This is a genomic window from Streptomyces sp. NPDC003011, from assembly GCF_053591515.1.
The window spans coordinates 14,357-32,418 of record NZ_JBSFTY010000038.1 but is presented as its reverse complement, the minus strand read 5'-3'; the positions used below and the strand labels follow the sequence as shown (position 1 = coordinate 32,418).

General features: G+C 71.7%; 12 protein-coding genes. 1 reads left to right on the top strand and 11 read right to left on the bottom strand.

Annotated features, from left to right (window positions below):
* Positions 1–34 precede the first annotated feature (34 nt).
* The 4 genes from ACWD0J_RS20480 to ACWD0J_RS20465 all read right to left on the bottom strand — a co-directional run bounded on the left by ACWD0J_RS20480 (position 35) and on the right by ACWD0J_RS20465 (position 5,405).
* Positions 35–1,627, bottom strand: a complete 1,593-nt coding sequence (locus ACWD0J_RS20480; RefSeq protein ID WP_451497230.1) for a solute symporter family protein — start codon at positions 1,625–1,627, stop codon at positions 35–37.
* Positions 1,624–2,184: a DUF485 domain-containing protein gene (locus tag ACWD0J_RS20475; RefSeq protein ID WP_451497229.1), complete on the bottom strand. Its 561-nt coding sequence runs from the start codon at positions 2,182–2,184 to the stop codon at positions 1,624–1,626. Before ACWD0J_RS20475 ends, ACWD0J_RS20480 begins: the two co-directional genes overlap by 4 nt.
* A 68-nt stretch (positions 2,185–2,252) precedes the next feature.
* Positions 2,253–2,447 carry a LuxR C-terminal-related transcriptional regulator gene (locus ACWD0J_RS20470; RefSeq protein WP_451497228.1) on the bottom strand — a complete coding sequence of 65 codons (195 nt, stop codon included), beginning with the start codon at positions 2,445–2,447 and terminating at the stop codon, positions 2,253–2,255.
* Between the two features lie 834 nt (positions 2,448–3,281).
* A complete protein-coding gene (locus tag ACWD0J_RS20465; protein WP_451497227.1) occupies positions 3,282–5,405 on the bottom strand; it encodes a DNA gyrase/topoisomerase IV subunit B in 2,124 nt (707 codons plus the stop codon).
* A 441-nt stretch (positions 5,406–5,846) separates the two neighbouring features.
* Between ACWD0J_RS20465 and ACWD0J_RS20460 the strand changes: the two genes are divergently transcribed.
* The gene (locus ACWD0J_RS20460) at positions 5,847–6,080 is read left to right on the top strand and encodes a DUF7455 domain-containing protein (RefSeq protein ID WP_286065160.1); all 234 of its coding nucleotides are present in this window, start codon (positions 5,847–5,849) and stop codon (positions 6,078–6,080) included.
* Between the two features lie 103 nt (positions 6,081–6,183).
* On the opposite strand, the gene ACWD0J_RS20455 is transcribed toward ACWD0J_RS20460, so the two are convergent.
* From ACWD0J_RS20455 to ACWD0J_RS20425, 7 genes are all read right to left on the bottom strand, one after another.
* Positions 6,184–7,050 carry a serine protease gene (locus tag ACWD0J_RS20455; RefSeq protein ID WP_451497226.1) on the bottom strand — a complete coding sequence of 289 codons (867 nt, stop codon included), beginning with the start codon at positions 7,048–7,050 and terminating at the stop codon, positions 6,184–6,186.
* A gap of 146 nt (positions 7,051–7,196) precedes the next feature.
* On the bottom strand, positions 7,197–8,732 hold the full coding sequence (locus tag ACWD0J_RS20450; protein ID WP_451497225.1) for an RNA polymerase sigma factor: 1,536 nt from the start codon (positions 8,730–8,732) through the stop codon (positions 7,197–7,199).
* A gap of 428 nt (positions 8,733–9,160) precedes the next feature.
* Positions 9,161–10,048: a FadR/GntR family transcriptional regulator gene (locus ACWD0J_RS20445; RefSeq protein ID WP_451497224.1), complete on the bottom strand. Its 888-nt coding sequence runs from the start codon at positions 10,046–10,048 to the stop codon at positions 9,161–9,163.
* Between the two features lie 162 nt (positions 10,049–10,210).
* Positions 10,211–12,079, bottom strand: coding sequence for an ATP-binding cassette domain-containing protein (locus tag ACWD0J_RS20440; protein ID WP_451497223.1), 1,869 nt, complete (start codon positions 12,077–12,079; stop codon positions 10,211–10,213).
* Positions 12,080–12,239: 160 nt separating this feature from the next.
* Positions 12,240–12,998: an NUDIX hydrolase gene (locus ACWD0J_RS20435; RefSeq protein ID WP_451497222.1), complete on the bottom strand. Its 759-nt coding sequence runs from the start codon at positions 12,996–12,998 to the stop codon at positions 12,240–12,242.
* 130 nt (positions 12,999–13,128) lie between these two features.
* Entirely contained in the window at positions 13,129–15,093 is a 1,965-nt protein-coding gene (locus tag ACWD0J_RS20430) for a glycogen debranching N-terminal domain-containing protein (protein WP_451497271.1), read from the bottom strand.
* Between the two features lie 761 nt (positions 15,094–15,854).
* Entirely contained in the window at positions 15,855–17,588 is a 1,734-nt protein-coding gene (locus ACWD0J_RS20425) for a DUF4192 domain-containing protein (protein ID WP_451497221.1), read from the bottom strand.
* Positions 17,589–18,062: the final 474 nt, after the last annotated feature.

Sequence of the window (18,062 nt, the reverse complement as noted above, 5' to 3'; positions counted from 1 at the left end):
GAGCGGATGCCGTACGGCGATGAAGGCGCCGCCTCTACACGGCCCCCGCCCCCGTCAGCGACCGCACCTCGGTCTCCGCGTGCTTGGCCTCGTCGGGCAGTTCCGCCGAGAGGAACGTGCCGAGCCAGCCCGCGAGGAAGCCCAGCGGAATCGAGACGAGCCCCGGGTTCTGCAGCGGGAAGTACTGGAAGTCGACGCCGGGGAAGAGTGACTCGGGACTGCCGGACACCACCGGTGAGAGCACCACGAGCACCATGGCCGGGATCAACCCGCCGTAGACGGACCAGACCGCGCCCCGCGTGGTGAAGCCGCGCCAGAACAGCGAGTAGAGCAGCACCGGCAGGTTGGCGGACGCGGCGACCGCGAACGCGAGCCCCACCAGGAAGGCGACGTTGAGATCCCGCGCCAGCAGGCCGAGGGCGATGGCCACCGCTCCGATGCCGACCGCCGCGGCCCGCGCCACGGCCACCTCGCTGCGCGGCTTGACCCGTCGGCGGCGCAGTGAGGCGTACAGGTCATGGGCCACGGACGCCGAGGAAGCGAGGGTGATCCCGGCGACCACCGCGAGGATCGTGGCGAAGGCGATGGCGGCGACGATCGCGAACAGAACCGTTCCTCCCGTGGAGTCCGCCCCGCCGCCCAGGTCGAGCGCGAGCAGCGGGACCGCCGTGTTCCCGGCCGCGTTCGATCCGCGTACCGCGTCCGGCCCGACGATCGCGGCGGCGCCGAAGCCGAGGACGATCGTCATCAGGTAGAAGCCGCCGATGAGCCCGATCGACCAGACGACCGAACGACGTGCGGCCCGCGCGGTGGGCACGGTGTAGAAGCGGGACAGGATGTGCGGCAGTCCGGCCGTGCCCAGCACCAGCGCGAGCCCCAGGCTGACGAAGTCGAACCGGGCCGTCCAGTCCCCGCCGTACCTCAGGCCGGGCGCGAGGAACGCCTCGCCGTGCCCGCTGCGCTCCGCCGCCGTGAGCAGCAGCAGGTTGAAGTCGCCGTGGAACCGCACCAGGACGAGCACGGTCAGCGTGATGGTGCCGCCCAGCAGCAGGACCGCCTTGACGATCTGGATCCAGGTGGTGGCCCGCATCCCTCCCATCGACACGTAGATCACCATGAGCGCGCCGACCCCGATGACCGTCCAGGCCTGGGCCGCCCCGCTGGTGCGCCCGAGCAGCAGGGCGACGAGGCTGCCCGCGCCCACCATCTGCGCCACCAGATACAGAACGGACACGGTGACCGAGGAAGTTCCCGCCGCGATCCGCACCGGCCGCTCGCGCATCCGGGCCGCGACGACGTCGGCGAGCGTGAACCGCCCGCAGTTGCGCACCAGTTCCGCGACCAGGAACAGCACCAGGAGCCAGGCCACGAGAAAGCCGACCGAGTACAGCAGCCCGTCGTAGCCGAAGAGGGCGATGAGCCCGGAGATCCCCAGGAAGGAGGCCGCCGACATGTAGTCGCCCGCGATGGCAAAACCATTCTCCATCGGGGAGAAGAGCCGTCCGCCCGCGTAGAACTCCTCCGCCGAACCGCGCCGGTGCCGACTCACCCACGTCGTGATCGCGAGGGTGACGGCGACGAACACGCTGAACAGCAGCAACGCCAGCGTCTGATGGTCGCCCTTCATGACGCACCGCCCCGGACGCCACGCGTCAGTTCCTGGGTGTCCCACCGCAGTTCGAGCGCGGCCCGGTCCCGGCGCAGCCTGGCGTGCCGGGCATAGGCCCAGGTGAGGAGGAAGGTCGTGAGGAACTGTCCGAGGCCCGCCAGCATCGCCACGTTCACGGCACCCGACACGGGCCGCGCCATGAACCCGGGCGCGGTGGTGGCGGTCACGACGTAGGCCAGGTACCAGAGCAGGAACCCGGCGACCGCCGGCACCACGAACCTGCGATACCGGCTGCGCACCTCCTGGAAGGCCTCACTCCGCTGCACCTCCAGGTACACGTCGGCCGCGGCGACGACCGGTGCCTCGTCCTCCCGGCGCGCCGACGACTGTGCGGGCACGCACGCCCCGCCATCGGCCGACTCGCCCCAGCCGGAGGCGAGTGCGTCGTACCAGGGGTCGTCGTACCGCACGCTCCCGGCCACCTCAGTGGACACCGGATCACGACCGTCGTGGCTGTCGACCGAACTCTTGGTCCCACCGCCGCTTCCGCGGGGGCGCCCGTTGCTTGACTGCATGCCCAAGGATGGACAGAACGGGAAGATCCCCGACTCTTCTCCCCGCGCTCTTCACCCCATCAGGTGACTCAGCCCGTCGGCGGCCGCACCAGGCCCTTCGCGTATGCGTAACGCACGGCCCGCGCACGGCCCTTGAGCCCCGCCCTGGCACGGAGGTTGTCGATGGGAGTCCTCGCGGCGGCCGTGGAGACCTGCGCCTCGCGGGCGATCTCCTGCTCGTTGAGGCCGTCGGCGATCAGCACCAGCACCTCCGTCTCCCCCATGGTGCGTCTCGCCCGCCTGGCGCTCCGCCGCCGTGACACCGGCGTGCTCCACCGCCGCCCGCCCGGCACCGCGGCGGACGCCCCAGCCTGCGGCGCGGCATCCGACAGCCGTTCCGGCAGCCGCCGTGAACGCTCGGCGACGGCCCCGCGTCGCGGACAGCACGCTCCGCACGGCACGCTGCAGTCCCGGCCGGCCCGGACCGTACGAGACGCATGCCGCGCTCCGGCCCTGCCCCGGCCGAGAGCCTCGCGCGCGCTCCTCCGGCCGCACATCCCCGGCTGTCGCCGGGTCCGCGCCACACGCGCAACCACAGACCCGCCCGGCGGGCCCAGCTTGAGACGCATACGCGAGGTCGTCACGGGTCAGGTGCTGGTTGACCGGCACCTGCACCAGGCCCATACCCGCACGGGTCTGCCGGGCCCCGCCCGGTTCGGCCGCTCACCACACCCGGGCCACGGCCACGCGGCCCGCCCCGAGCCGCACGGTCATCCTGGCCCGGCCACAGACCGCGCCGCAGCTCCACGGGCCTGCCCGTGCCCGGCCTGCACCACAGACCGGCCTCGACCACAGACCGCGCCGCAGCTCCACGGGCCTGCCCGTGCTCCACGCGGCCCGCCGAGTCACCCGGCCCCCAGCCTGCCCGGCCAGCCGGCCGAACCGACCGGCCACCCAACGCTCCCCCCGCCAGCGCCAGCGCCCGCGCCGACCCGGCGACCTCGCTCGCCCCGGCTCGGCTCGGCCGAGGCCGGCTCGTCCGGCCCAGCCCTGCCAAGCACCCCTCCGCAGGCGCTCTCGGTCGCCCCCAGCGGCCCGGTGAACGCCGAGCGCAGCGGCTACGCGTCGATGCGCGACCGGTCCAGCGTCGCCGCCGAGCCGGAGATGAACTCCTTGCGGGGTGCCACGTCGTTGCCCATGAGCAGATCGAAGACCTGCTCGGCGGCCTCCAGATCGGCGAGCTTGATCCGGCGCAGGGTCCGGTGCCGCGGATCCATGGTCGTCTCCGCCAGCTGGTCGGCGTCCATCTCGCCGAGACCCTTGTACCGCTGGATGGAGTCCTTGTACCGGACCCCCTTGCTCTGGAGGTCCAGGAGCTTGTCGCGCAGTTCCCGGTCCGAGTACGTGTACACGTACTTGTCCTGGCCCTTCTTCGGCTGGACCAGCTCGATGCGGTGCAGCGGGGGCACCGCGGCGAACACCCGGCCGGCCTCGACCATGGGCCGCATGTAGCGCTGGAACAGCGTCAGGAGCAGGCACCGGATGTGCGAGCCGTCGACGTCGGCGTCGGTCATCATGATGATCTTGCCGTAGCGGGCCGCGTCGATGTCGAAGGTGCGGCCGGAGCCCGCCCCTATGACCTGGATGATCGCCCCGCACTCGACGTTCTTCAGCATGTCCGTGACGGACGACTTCTGAACGTTGAGGATCTTGCCCCGGATCGGCAGCAGCGCCTGGAACTCCGAGTTCCGCGCGAGCTTCGCCGTACCGAGCGCGGAGTCGCCCTCGACGATGAACAGCTCGCTGCGGTCCACGTCGTCGCTGCGGCAGTCGGCGAGCTTGGCGGGCAGCGACGAGGACTCCAGCGCGGTCTTCCGGCGCTGTGCGTCCTTGTGCTGACGGGCGGCGATACGCGTCCGGGCGGCGGAGACCGCCTTCTCCATGACCACGCGGGCCTGCGCGGCGGCATCCCGCTTGGTGGACGTGAGGAACGCCTTGAGCTCCTTGGCGATCACGGTGCTCACGATCCTGCGGGCCGCGGACGTACCGAGGATCTCCTTGGTCTGCCCCTCGAACTGCGGCTCGGCGAGGCGGACGGTGACGACCGCGGTGAGTCCCTCCAGGGCGTCGTCCTTGACGATGTCGTCCTCGGCGACACGCAGCAGCTTCTTTGCCCGCAGCACCTCGTTCATCGTCTTGGCGACGGCCTGCTCGAAGCCGGCGACATGGGTGCCGCCCTTGGGCGTGGCGATGATGTTGACGAACGACTTGAGGATCGTGTCGTAGCCGGTGCCCCAGCGCATGGCGACGTCCACGCCGAGTTCACGGGTGACCTCGGTGGGCGTCATCTGACCGTGGTCGTCGAGGACGGGGACGGTCTCCTTGAAGCTGCCCTGGCCGGAGAAGCGGAGGATGTCGCAGACCGGCTTGTCGCTGGCCAGGTACTCGCAGAACTCGCTGATGCCGCCGTCGAAACGGAACGACTCCTCGCCCTTGCTGCCGCCCTCCCCGAGACCGTATTCGTCGCGGACGACGATGGTCAGGCCCGGGACCAGGAACGCGGTCTGGCGGGCGCGCTGGTGCAGGTCCACCAGGGAGAGCTTGGCGTCCTTGAGGAAGATCTGGCGGTCGGCCCAGTACCGCACCCGTGTGCCGTTGCGGGTCCTGGGGATCTTCTTGGTCTTGCGCAGACCACTCTTGGCCTCGAACTTGGCGTCGGGACCCATCGCGGCGAAGGCTCCGGGCACGCCGCGCCGGAAGCTGATCGCGTGGGTGTGACCGCTGCGGTCCACCTCCACGTCCAGCCGGGCGGACAGGGCGTTCACCACGGAGGCGCCCACGCCGTGCAGACCGCCGGAGGCCGCGTACGAGCCGCCGCCGAACTTGCCGCCGGCGTGCAGCTTGGTCATGACGACCTCGACACCGGAGAGGCCGGTCTTGGGCTCGACGTCGACCGGGATGCCCCGGCCGTTGTCCCGGACCTCCACAGAGGCGTCGTCGTGGAGGATCACCTCGATGTGGTCGCAGTAACCGCCCAGGGCCTCGTCGACGGAGTTGTCGATGATCTCCCACAGGCAGTGCATCAGGCCACGGCTGTCCGTGGACCCGATGTACATGCCGGGGCGCTTGCGCACGGCTTCGAGCCCTTCAAGGACGAGCAGGTGCCGCGCGGTGTAGTTGGAACCGTCCCGGTCTGCTGCTGCCAGCAGCGCTGTGGACGGCACGGACGTCTCGGCGGTCACGCGGTTCGCTCCTCGCTGAATTTCAAGTGGGGCCCTTCTGGGTAAGGGCGCGGCTTCGGTCGCCGCTCAGAGGGTACCGAGGCCTGGTAGAGCCGATGTAACGCCACCCTCGTCCGAACTCACACTAGTCCAGAGTCGTATGCGTGTTCGATCCCTCGATGGAGTGAAGTACATATCACGTTCCCTTCGGGGCATGAACCATTTAGGCTCCGGGCACGTCCTCATGAACAACCGGCAAGCCAGCCGGAGGACCGACCCCCCGACCGACAGCGCGAACCCGTAAGACACACAGACACGCAATACGGCACATTCGCCGCCAACCGGCAGCAGACAGCCCCCCGGAGAGATTTTTTTCCAGGAAAAGCCACGAGCGGGAACGTTTTCGGGCTGGTTGGATGTTGACCCTGGTACGACAGCTCGTCGAGCTAGAGAAGAGGCGACGTGACTACTGTTCTGACCCCCGCGAGCCCGCTGACGGCCGCCGATCGCTGCGACCGCTGCGGCGCCCAGGCGTACCTGCGCGTCGTCCTGCTCAGCGGCGGAGAACTGCTCTTCTGCGCCCACCACGGCCGCAAGTTCGAGCCGGAACTCAAGAAGATCGCCGCTGAGATACAGGACGAGACGGAGCGACTGACGGCCGCTCCCGCGAACAACGCCTCCGAAGAAGAGCGCTGACACTCGCGTTCCACGACGAGCCAGCTCCGGCACAGGCCGGTCATACGGGCGGGTGCCCCTGCTCCCAGGGGCACCCGCCCGTACTCGTACCCGAAAAAGGCCGTCAGCCTCCGTCGGCAGCCGTCACAGGGGTTCTGACGCCACGCCCCCAGCCCAGCGTCCGCAGGACGTCCGACACACGCGTGTACACACCAGGACTGCCCGCCCGCCCGCAGCCGCTCCCCCAGGACACCAGCCCGATGAGCTTCCCCTGGGCGACCAGCGGCCCCCCGCTGTCCCCCTGGCAGGCGTCGCGGCCGCCTTCCTCCTCCCCGGCACACAGCATGGTGCCGGCGCGGTAAGCCCCTTCGGCACTGCCCGGATACGCCTGCTCACACAGCGCGTCGGTCAGCACCCGCACCCGTGCGGCCCGCAGACTCCGCGCATAGTCGCCCCCGCCCGTGACATCACCCCAGCCGTACACCACGGCCTGTGTTCCCGGCGCGTACGCCGCATCACCGGCGGTCGCCATGGCGACGGCCGACCCCTGCGGCAAGGGCGCGGCGAGGGTGAGCACGGCGAAGTCCCCCGAGTTGCTCACACCGTCGTACGCCGGGTTCACCCACGTCTCGCTCACCGAGAGCTCCTGCCCCTGCGCGGAGAGCAGATCCGTGCGCCCCGCGATGACCTTGAGGTCGGGCACGCTGTCCGGTGCACCGCCCAGCACGTCCTCGTGCAGGCAGTGGGCCGCGGTGAGCACGGTGGAGCGGCCGACGGCCACACCACCGCAGAACTGTCCCGCGCGCGTACCCCCGAACCGGTCACGGCTGGACAGCGCCACCGTCCACGGACTCTCGGAGACGTCGACCGGGAAACCCCCCACGACGATGCTGTCGGCCGCCACAGGGGCGGCTGACGCCAGTGGTATGGCCGCTGCGGCGGCCGCCAGGACCAGCGGCCGGGTCAGTGCCCTGGCAATGCGACATCGCATGCGTGCTCCTCACTCCGGGATGTCGATCGGACACCCAGGGTCATGCAGAGCGGCGTGACCCGCAGCGCGACGATCGGCCGTCGGGGACGACACGAAGGCCCGGCCCCCACTCGGGGACCGGGCCTTCGACGTCGGGCGACCGCGACCTAGTCGAGGTAGTCGCGCAGCACCTGGGAACGGGACGGGTGGCGCAGCTTCGACATGGTCTTGGACTCGATCTGGCGGATGCGCTCGCGCGTGACGCCGTACACCTTGCCGATCTCGTCGAGGGTCTTCGGCTGACCGTCGGTGAGGCCGAAGCGCATGGAGACCACGCCGGCCTCGCGCTCGGACAGGGTGTCCAGGACGGAGTGCAGCTGCTCCTGCAGAAGCGTGAAGCTGACCGCGTCGGCCGGGACGACGGCCTCGGAGTCCTCGATGAGGTCACCGAACTCGCTGTCACCGTCCTCACCCAGCGGGGTGTGCAGCGAGATGGGCTCGCGACCGTACTTCTGGACCTCGATGACCTTCTCGGGGGTCATGTCGAGTTCCTTGGCCAGCTCCTCCGGGGTGGGCTCGCGGCCCAGGTCCTGGAGCATCTGGCGCTGCACGCGCGCGAGCTTGTTGATGACCTCGACCATGTGCACCGGGATGCGGATGGTGCGGGCCTGGTCGGCCATCGCGCGGGTGATCGCCTGACGGATCCACCAGGTGGCGTACGTGGAGAACTTGTAGCCCTTGGTGTAGTCGAACTTCTCGACCGCGCGGATCAGACCGAGGTTGCCCTCCTGGATGAGGTCCAGGAAGAGCATGCCGCGGCCGGTGTAACGCTTGGCCAGGGAGACCACCAGACGGAGGTTGGCCTCCAGGAGGTGGTTCTTGGCGCGGCGGCCGTCCTCGGCGATGATCTCCAGCTCGCGCTTGAGTTTCGGGGCCAGCTTGTCGGCGTTGGACAGCTTGTCCTCGGCGAACAGACCGGCCTCGATGCGCTTGGCGAGCTCGACCTCCTGCTCGGCGTTGAGCAGCGGGACCTTGCCGATCTGCTTGAGGTAGTCCTTGACGGGGTCGGCGGTGGCGCCGGCGGCCGCGACCTGCTGAGCGGGCGCGTCGTCCTCGTCGTCGTCGGAGAGCACGAAACCGGCGCTCTCGGTGACCTCGGGCTCCTCACCGGGCTTGACGACCTCTTCGAGGGCCTCGTCCTCGACCAGCTCGGCGTCGTCCTTCTTGCCGGTCGTCGTCTTGGCCGCCGTCTTCTTGGCGACGGTCTTCTTCGCGGTCGCCTTCTTGGCGGTCGTCGCCTTCTTGGCGGCGGCCTTCTTGGCAGGCGCCTCGTCCTCGACGGCGGTCTCGGAGGCGGGCTCCGCCGGCGTGGCGGTGGCGGTGGCCTTCTTGGCGGTCACCGTCTTCGCCGCCACCGTCTTGGTGGCGGTGCGCTTGGCCGGACTCTTCGCTGCGACGCTCTTTCGGGTGCGCTTGGGCTCCGCGGCACTGACCATCAGCGTCACACCCTCTTCCTCGAGGATCTGGTTGAGGCTGCGCAGTACGTTCTTCCACTGAGTGGCCGGAATCTGGTCAGCTTCGAAGGCCCGACGCACGTCATCGCCGGCGATCTGCCCCTCAGCCTTTCCCCGCTCGATGAGCGCCATGACAGAGACGGACTCGGCGATCTCCGGCGGGAGCGTACGGGATGTGCTGGCCGACACGAACAACCTCTCGGAACGTTGGAAAACGGCTTCCGGCCCCGTCCAAGGCGGACTGGAGCCGACCACCGGCCTGGGGATGGGCCGACGGCGCGGGCGGGGGCCGGGAAGATGCACAGCGCCTTGAACGGCGTCCGTATTCCCTCCGCGGCTGTCACCTCTTAGGTCATCGCGCTGTTTCCACGAGCGTTACGCCCAATCTGCGTGGCCCGAGTCACACCCCGTAAAAGATCAGAACCAGCCAGACGCGTACATATATGTCCATTTGTGGACTCTACCTGGACACTTCGACGGGCTCATCGCCTCGTCGTGCCGTCGGACCCCGCAAGATCCCTGAGGATGCTGCGGGGTCCGACGGGAGGCGGTTCGCCGGCCGGGCGACGCTCCAGGAGGGGAGAGACGTTCGGGGCCGCTCCGCCCGTGGTGCGCGGTCAGTGCTCGCGCGGCGCGGGCACCACGCGCTCCACCTCGGGGTGGACTGTGAGCAGGTGCCGCATGGCCGTCTCGGCCGCCATGCCGTCCCCGGCGCCGAGGGCGTCGGCGATCCGGCCGTGGTGCCCCAGCGAGGCCTCGCTCGGCCGGTCGCAGCCGGCGATCGGGCCGCCGGAGACCTGGAGGGCGGCCGACACGATCCCGGAAAGGTGCTCCAGCAGCCGGTTGCCCGCGAGCTGGATGAGGAGCGAGTGGAACTCCGCGTCGGCGCGGGAGAAGGTGAGCGCGTCCCCCTGAGCCATGGCGTGGCCCATGATCTCGACCATGTCGGTGAGCCGCTGCTGGGCGTCCTCGCGGCCGTGCCCCGCGGCCAGCCGGGCGGCGAGCGGCTCGATCGTCCAGCGCAGCTCGCTCAGCTCCCGGCGCTGGCTGTCGCGCTGTGGGCCGAAGGCGCGCCACTCGATGATGTCCGGATCGAGGAGGTTCCAGTCGCTGACCGGGCGCACGCGCGTGCCGACGTTCGGGCGCGCGCTGACCAGGCCCTTGGCCTCCAGGACGCGGAGCGACTCCCGGACGACGGTGCGGGAGACCTCGAATCGCTGGCCGATCTCCTCGGGCACCAGCGGACGGTCGGCGCCCAGGTCACCGGAGACGATCATCTGTCCTAGCTGCTGAACGAGTTGGCCGTGCAGTCCGCGTCCACGGCTGCCGGCGGCGCGTCGGCCGACGCGGCCCAGCTCCGGGTCCGTGCCGTCCCAGGAGGGGATTCCGACGCGGTCGGCGTTCGGGGCGTCCACGTAGGGATAGCGGTCGAGTTCGCCCGGGCCGGCGAGGCCGGAGTCTGCGGAGCGGGCGGCGGTCATCATGGTGTGCGCAAGGGTACTCACGGATCCTTTGTCGGCGCCCTCTTCAACTCCCTTGAGGTCTTTGGTGAAAAGCACACGAAAGGGTGATCGCTCACCCCATCGCAATTGACGCCTTATCGGAAAGAAATGGGCTTTCCCGGGGAAGTTGTGCGCAGAGCGGAACGGTGCGAGGGCGGACGGTCGTCATCGGACCCTGCTCCGCAGGGTCGTGAGCACATACGCGCAGAGCAGGCCGGTGAGCGACAACGTCAGCGCGCTGCCGACGGGTTGGGCGAGCAGGCGCGCGACGGCGCTCAGATAGCGCTCTCCGCCGAAGGGCCACTGCATCAGGAACACCTCACGCAGCCGAACTGGAAACCCGGCCGCATTCCGCACGGACGGCCCCTCGAAGGCTTTTTGTACGAGCGGGACGACGAGGAGGGGAACGGCCACCACCGCGGCGAGCCCGGCCGTGGTGGACCGGAAGACACCCGCGGCCAGCAGACCGGCCCAGGCGCACCCGACCACGAGCCCGGCCCAACCGGCGCTCAGGGCGAGCCAGTCGGCGGGAACTCTCGTGAGCTCCTGTCCGTAGACGAGATAGAGCACTTCGGCGTCACAGCCCACCGTGAGAAAGGCCAGCAGGAGGGCGGTGGCCGCGGTGACGACGAGTTTCGCGGCGAGCAGCCCCAGGCGGCGGGGCACGGTGCCGCGGTCCGCCGCCAGGGCGGGGTGGCGGAACTCGTCCCCGAAGGCGAGCGCGCCGAGCAGCCCCGCACCGAGGGCCGCGGGCGGCAGCGGCAGCTCCCGCGGCCACGCGGCCAGCAGGCGCGGCTGGGGGGTGTGTCCGACACGAGCCAGCAGTACGGCGGCGAGGGCGGAGGTGACGAGGACGGCGGCCCCGGTGAGGAATCCGGTGCCGACTCCGGCGGCACGGCGCAGTTCGTAGCGCAGCGGACGCAGGGGGCTGGGCGCGGAGCGGACGGAGATGGGGGGTGGCAGGGGGAACGGCCGACCGGTGGCCTTCAGCGCAGCTGTGGAGTGAGCGCCCGCCTGAGCGCGTTCCTCCCCCTCGGTGGCGCCGGTGGACGGGTCGACGTCGCCGGCTGCGGGAGCCCCTGCGGATTCCGGTGCCGTGGCATCCGGCTTCGGCTCCTCGGGCGTGTGTGCGGTCTGCGGCGGGAGGGGTCCTGGCCTCGGCCCCATGTCCCCGATCTCGTCCGCGAGTTGATGGACGAGGACACCGTGGCGGAAAGCGGTCTCGCCGATGTCGGCGCACGTACTGCCGTACACGGACAAGCGATTGCCCTCCTCCCGTACGACCTCGACCGAGCGGTGGGCGGTACGTGCCTCCTTGGCGATCAGGGCGGCGAGGCGGGCGGCGTGGGGGGTGCGGACGGCGACGCGGGGGCGCAGCCGGGTGCGGGCGAACTCCGAGGCGTCCTGGTCGGCGACCAGCCTGCCCTGGTCCAGGGTCACCACACGGTCGGCGGTGCGTGCGGCCTCCTTGGGGTCGGCCGTGGTGAGCAGAACCGTGCCGCCCTGGGCCGCGTGGGCCCGGAGCATGCCGTGCAGCCAGTGGCACTCGCGGATGGAGAGCTGGTCGGCGGGTTCGTCGAGCACGAGCGTGTGAGGGTCCGGCAGCAGCGCGCACGCCAGGCCGAGGCGGCGGTCCATGCCACGCGACAGGCTGCCGAGCCGTTCGTCACGCAGGCTGACGAGGCCGACCACTTCGAGGACCTCGTCGGCGCGCCGGACCGGGACGCCCGCCGCCGCGCACAGCATGCGCAGATGACCGCGCACGCTACGGGCGGGATGGCCCGGCACATCACCCAGCACCACGCCGACCTCGCGCGACGGATGGGCGATGCGGTGCAGGGGGCGGCCTCTGAAGTAGGTGATGCCACGGCCCTGTTGCAGTTCGAGCATCAGCCTGAGCGCGGTCGTCTTGCCCGCGCCCGACGCTCCGAGGAGTGCGGTGACACGGCCTGCGCGCGCTTCGAAGGAGAGGTCGTCGACAGCGGGCGGAAGGTCCTTGCGGGAGTCGCTGGTCAGTCCGAAGGCCTGGATCACCTGAAGCAAGATAGCGCGCTATGTCCGATTTTTCAGGCACCTCAAGGCCCGCTCCGCGCTGGCTGAGCGGCGCTGTCGGATCCCTGTTCGCCGTTCGGACCAGGGGACGGTTCGCGGTGCGGTCCCGAGCCGGGCGGCCGCTCGTCCGCGGGCCCCGGTGTCACACCTCGGGGCGCAGCATCGGGGGGTTGAGGAGGGTGGCTCCACCGGCTCGGAAGAGCTGCGCCGGGCGCCCGCCCTGACGGGTGGTCGTCCCGCCGGTGGGGACCAGGAAGCCGGGTGTGCCGGTCACCTTGCGGTGGAAGTTGCGCGGGTCGAGCGCCACACCCCACACCGCCTCGTAGACGCGGCGCAGCTCGCCGACGGTGAACTCGGACGGGCAGAAGGCGGTGGCCAGCGACGAATACTCGATCTTCGAGCGGGCGCGCTCCACGCCGTCCGCCAGGATCTGGGCGTGGTCGAAGGCGAGCGGCGCGACCGGTTCGCCGTCCCGGCCGTACCCGCTCTGCTGCAAGAGCTCCTCGACGGGTGCCCAGCGCGCGTTGCTGGCGTCGCCTCCCGCCCGGGGGGCGGGCAGGTCGGGGGCGAGGGCGAGGTGGGCGACGCTGACCACCCGCATCCGGGGGTCGCGCTTGGGGTCGCCGTAGGTTGCCAGCTGCTCCAGGTGTGCGCCGTTGTCCTGTACGGGGACGAACGGGTCGTGGGCGCGCAGCCCGGTCTCCTCGGCCAGCTCGCGCGCCGCCGCCTGCGCCAGATCCTCGTCGGCCCGTACGAAGCCGCCGGGCAGTGCCCAGCGTCCCTGGAACGGCGGCTCGCCCCTGCGCACCGCCAGCGCGCACAGGGCATGGCGACGCACGGTCAGCACGACCAGGTCCACGGTGACGGCGAAGGGCGGGAAGGCTGACGGGTCGTAGGGCATGCGGCGATCATAGTCGTCTGCCTGACGATAAACACTCTCTTCGTCGGCCGTATCGGCGGTTGGTCCACCTCGGTCCGTCAGGGGTTCGCGGGTCCCTTCCGGTCGCCGCCGGGTGGTGTGTCGTCCGAGGTCACGCCCTCAGCTGCAGTCCCTCGGCCGCCTCTTCCACCATGGCGAGACCGAGTCGGCTGACCCGTACGGAGAAGGGGGCGCCCGCGACTCTCAGTCCGGTCAGTCCGACCTCGCCGAGGGGCGCGCTGCGGACCGGACGCAGTGTGATCGTGCCAGCCGGGACGTCGGGACGGATCCCCGCGAGGGTGGTCAGCAGCAGGACCCCGGCGGCCGCCGCCGTGGCGGCGGGACGACAGGCGGCCGGATGGGGAAGCGGGGCGCTGCCGTCGCTGCGTTGCTCCCCCGCGTACATCTCGGGGAGCCGGTGACCGAAGGCCTCGGCGGCCGCCAGGACACCGCGCAGCAGCGAGCCGGCCTCCTTCTCGTAGCCGGCGGCGGCGAGGCCCGCGACGGCGACGGCCGTCTCCTGCACCCGTACGGCACCGGTGCGGTGACCGAACGGGTTGTGGCCCGCCTCCTTGACCCCCAGTCCGCGCAGGCCCCAGCCGGAGTCCAGCGCCGGGCTCCCGAACAGCCGGGCGAGGTGTTCGGTCTGCACCCGGTCGAGCAGCCCCGGTGCCTGGTCGGCTCCGCCGAGCAGCCCGGTGTCGAGCAGGTGGGCGGCCGCGGCACCGAGGTGCGGTACGAGGCGCCCGTCCGGGGAGCGGGCCGCCGCGGGTCGGCCGCCGCCGCGGTCCTCGACCCAGAACTCCGCACGGAACGCGGTCCGCAGGTGCCGGGCCCACTGGCGCAGTTCGGTGCCGCCCTGCCGGCCGTACGCGTCGAGCAGGTCGGCGCCGAGGAGCGCCGCGCGGTGGGCGTGGGCCTGTGTCTCGCAGCGCACCGGCCCGCCCGGGTGCGGGTCGCTCAGGTACGTCCCGTCGCCCACGGTGGTGCGCAGCCAGGTCAGACAGCGCTCGGCCGCGGGCAGCAGTTCCTGCGTCTCCTGCTCGGAGAGACCCCAGCGGCGGGCTTCCGCGAGCAGTACGGGGAAGAGCAGGGTCGCCTCCGTGCCGGTACAGCCGGGCGGCAGATGCGGTCCGGCGTCCCGACGCGGTCCGGGGATCATGCCGGACTGCGCCCCGGGGCCCGGGAGTTGGGTACGCGCGAGGGCGCGCAGTGTGCCCGCCGCCAGGCGGGTGCCCAGGGGCAGTGTCATCCGGGCGGCGGTGAGCGCCTCGGCCGGTGCCATGCCGCAGCGCCAGGGCACTCCGGCCGCCAGGTGCGTGTCGGTCGGGTGGGCCGGGTCGCGCAGCAGCAGGGCCTGGAGGTCCTGGACGCTCGTCTGCAGCAGCGCCCCGACACCGGGGTGGTCGCCCGTAGCGCGTGCGGGAGCCAAGGGGCTCGTCGCCGCGCGCCCCGCGGCCCGAACGGGCCCGGCCCTCTCGACCTGTACGCGCAGTTCCACGCTCGCCGCCCCGCCCGGGGGCAGTTCGAACTCCCAGCGCAGCAGTCCCGCGGAGGCCAGCGCGTCGGTGGGCGCCGGATCGGCCGTGACCGAGGCGCTGCCGCCCGCGCCGGACCATCGCAGGCCGGAGTCGTGGACGCTGGCGGGCAGTTCGGGCCCCGCGCGGCCGGACGCGATCGCCCCCAGGTCCGCCAGGTCGGTACCGAGGGCGACCTCCACCGACAGCCGCAGCGGGCGGGCGGCCGCGCTGCGGAGGGTGATGCGTTCCCTGCCGTCCGCGTGACGCGTGCGCTCGACCACGACGTCCGGGTCCGGACCGGCGCCGGGGGACACACGCAGCGTTCCGACGAAGCGTGCGCGGTCCGCCGCGGTCGTCCGGGCCTGAATCGCGGTCGGTTCGCGCCCGGCGACGCGGACCTGGCAGCGCGAGAGCACACGTCGGCCCGCGCGGTAGAACCCCTCCAGACCCTGACCGGTCAGCTGCCCCTGTTCCGTGGAGATGGCGAGGCCGGGAAGCGCTACGCAGATGAGGGCGGTGTGGGCGGGGGGAAGGTCGGCCGGGCGACGGGGGACCAGGAGCGGCGGTGACGCCGGCGCCCGTGCCGGGCGGCCCTGCGGGATGGGTGGGGATGGATGGCGGCCCGTGGTGGTCCCAGGGGGCGGAAGCACCGGCCCCCGCCCCTGCCCGGACGGCGACCGGCCCTGGGCCGAGGACGGAGGGGGGCGGCGAGGCTGGTCCGGGGGCAGGGGCTCGTTCTGTCCCCCAGGCGCGGACGGGCGCCGTCCCCGCTCCGCCCACGGCGGTAGCTCCGCCCCCGGCGGTCGCCGCTGATCTTGCCCGGCGGGCACGTGCTCCTGGTCCGTGGGGTGCCTGTGCTCCTGGTCAGCGGGGTGCCTGGTCCGCGGACGCTTCACCTGCTCCGAGGGCAGGAAGGTCGGCTCGTCCGGTGGCGGGGAGGTGCCTCCTCCGGTACTCGGTGCGGGCGTACCGAAGGGGGGACGGTCGTGGTCGGTGGCGGAGGGCGGAGTCGGCTGATGCAAGGGGGCTTCCTCTGCACTCTGTGCGCCTCGCGCGTGTTCGGTGCCGGGTGCGGGGCTCCTGAAGGACATGGACGGTGCGGCGGTGCGGCCCGGTCAGGCGTTCCGCCACTCAGGTGAACGGGACGGACCTCTCCGGGGTCACGCCCGCGGATGCGGAAGCCGACCGAATGGCGGCGGAGGGTAGGTACGAGAGGTGAGGCACGACAGGGCAGGCACGAGAGGTGAGGGACGAGAGGGAACGTCGCTGGTCCGCCCGAGCCGCCGTCCGCCGTCCGCCGCAGTCGGCCGACGGTTGCTCATGTCGTCCCCTCGGTGGCATCACCTCCTGACCCGGCACCTTCGGAGCAGGCGCCACGACGTCGCGCACCGTCCTTCCCCGAAAGGCGTGTCCGCGGGCCGTCCTTCCCTGTGGGCCGAGGCCGCGTCCCACCCGTCCGTGAGGTGCCGGGGCGTGTTCCAGCCGCCGGCCGGGGGCGCACGGGGGACTCGTCCGATCCCGACGGGCGTCCGTCCGCTTCGGCGAGACGAGGGCGACCGTCCGAACGGCCGCCGGAACGTGCCCGCCGTCGACGCCGGGGAGTCCCGTCAGGTGAGGAGGACGAGGGCGCCGCGCCGACGCTGGACACGTCCTGGTGCGCGGTCACCTCGGTTCCCGGGTGCGCTGACGCCTCGTCCTGAGGCTGCGTCGGCATGTCCACCTCCTGCGCAGCCCGCGCACCTCCGGCTCCAGCTCCGGCTCCGGCTCCGGCTCCAGAGCGCGCACGCGCCCCGCTCTTCGCACGCGCCTCGCGCTCCTCGCGGAGGCAGCGACGGATGGACTCCGGGTCCAGGCCCTCGTTGCAGGCCTGGTGCAGGAGCCGGGCGAAGAGGTAACCAGGATCCGCGCCCAGCGCCATGGCCAGGGCTTCCCTGGCTTCGATCTCGTCACCGGCCGACCAGGCGACCCAGCCGACGAGGGTGAGCGGCGCCGCCGCGTGTTCCCCGTACGGTCCGACGCAACGGCGGGCCAGGGCACGCCAGAGTCGTAGCGCCGGGCCGGCCTCGTCGCCCTCCATCCATTCCGCGAGCCGATCTCGGGTCGTGCGGTCCTGGAGGCCGAGGATCAGTGTGGCCGCTTCCTCGTGTCGGAGAAGTGCGTCGTCGCGCAGGTCCGCCTGGAGGGCGCCGGAGACGGTCGGCGCCTCGGCGAACCGGGTCATGATCCGCTCGGCGAGCTCGGCCGTTTCCTCGGCCACGGCCACACGGCCGGCTTCGTCGAACATCCTGGGGACCTGCGCCATGCTGGTGGTGTCCAGGACGGTCTCCTGCTCCAGCACCGCAGCGGTCTCCCAGGGCAGCAGCCTGGCCCGCAGTTCGCGCAGTGTGCCGCGCACTTGCAGCCCGGCGTAGGTCGCCGCGGCCGCCAGCACGGACGTGCCCGGAAGCCCCATCGGAACGCCCTCCACGGGACAGCATCCTTCGCTCGGGCAGCAGTAGGACCAAAAGCGCCCGTCGGAAATGCACAGGGCTTCGATGACGGGCACGTCGAGCCGACCGCACTCCGTGCGCAGCAGTCCGGCGAGGTGGGCCAGTCGCCTCATGACCCCCTGCCCCGACTCCCCCTCCCCCGGTTCCTGACAGAGGTAGGCGACCATCTGTTCCGGCTTGGCGCCCCGGCGCTCGCTGCCCGTGATCAGGCCGTGCGCGAGCTGCCGCGCCGCGGACTCCCAGTCGTCCTCGTTCGTGGGAATGCCCAGTCGGGCCCGGCCTCCGAAGCGGCCGCGCCCGCCCCGGTCGTTCAGGGCGACCAGGACGATGCTGTCCTCGGGGCGGTACCCCAGGAGATACGGCAGGGCGTCGGCCAGTTCGCCCGGTGTGCGCAGGGTGACCTGGTGATCGCTTCCGTGGGCGTCGTAGGTGACGCACTCGACGTGCTCCCCCGCTGCGGTGCCTCCGCCGGCCGCGTCTCGCGCTCCGTGCGCCCCGTATCCGTCTCGCCCGCCGATGTCGCCGTCACCTGCGGATCCGGTCGTTTCGCTGTGGTTCGTCATGCGCAGACGATCTCGCGGATCGCGAGGTTCCGCTTGAGCCTGTGGATAAGTCCAGGCAGGGACACGTCAGGTGTTGGTCGTGGCACCGGTTTTCCGTGGGCACCGAGCCCGTTTGTCCACAGGCGCGAACCAGTCACCCCGCTCGTGGCGATCACACCGGCCCTGGCCGTGGCCTTCGGCTTCGGCCCGCTGCCCAAGCTCGTCATCGCCGGCCTGATCCGCTTCTTTCTTCCTCCAGAGCGCGCCCGTCCGGCTGGAGTGCGCGGTCGACCACAGCTGTCCGGCGGGCGATCACGACACTCTCGTGCTGCACGTGCTCGGCATGGTGACCGACGCCGAGCGCAATCCGGGGGTCGGCAGCGTCAGAGGCTCAAGATGCTGCCGGGCTGACGCGATGCCGGCGCTACGACGGTCAGCCGTGCCGTGCCGTACCGCGCCGTGCCGGCCGGGCATGGGACCGGCGCACCGTTCCGC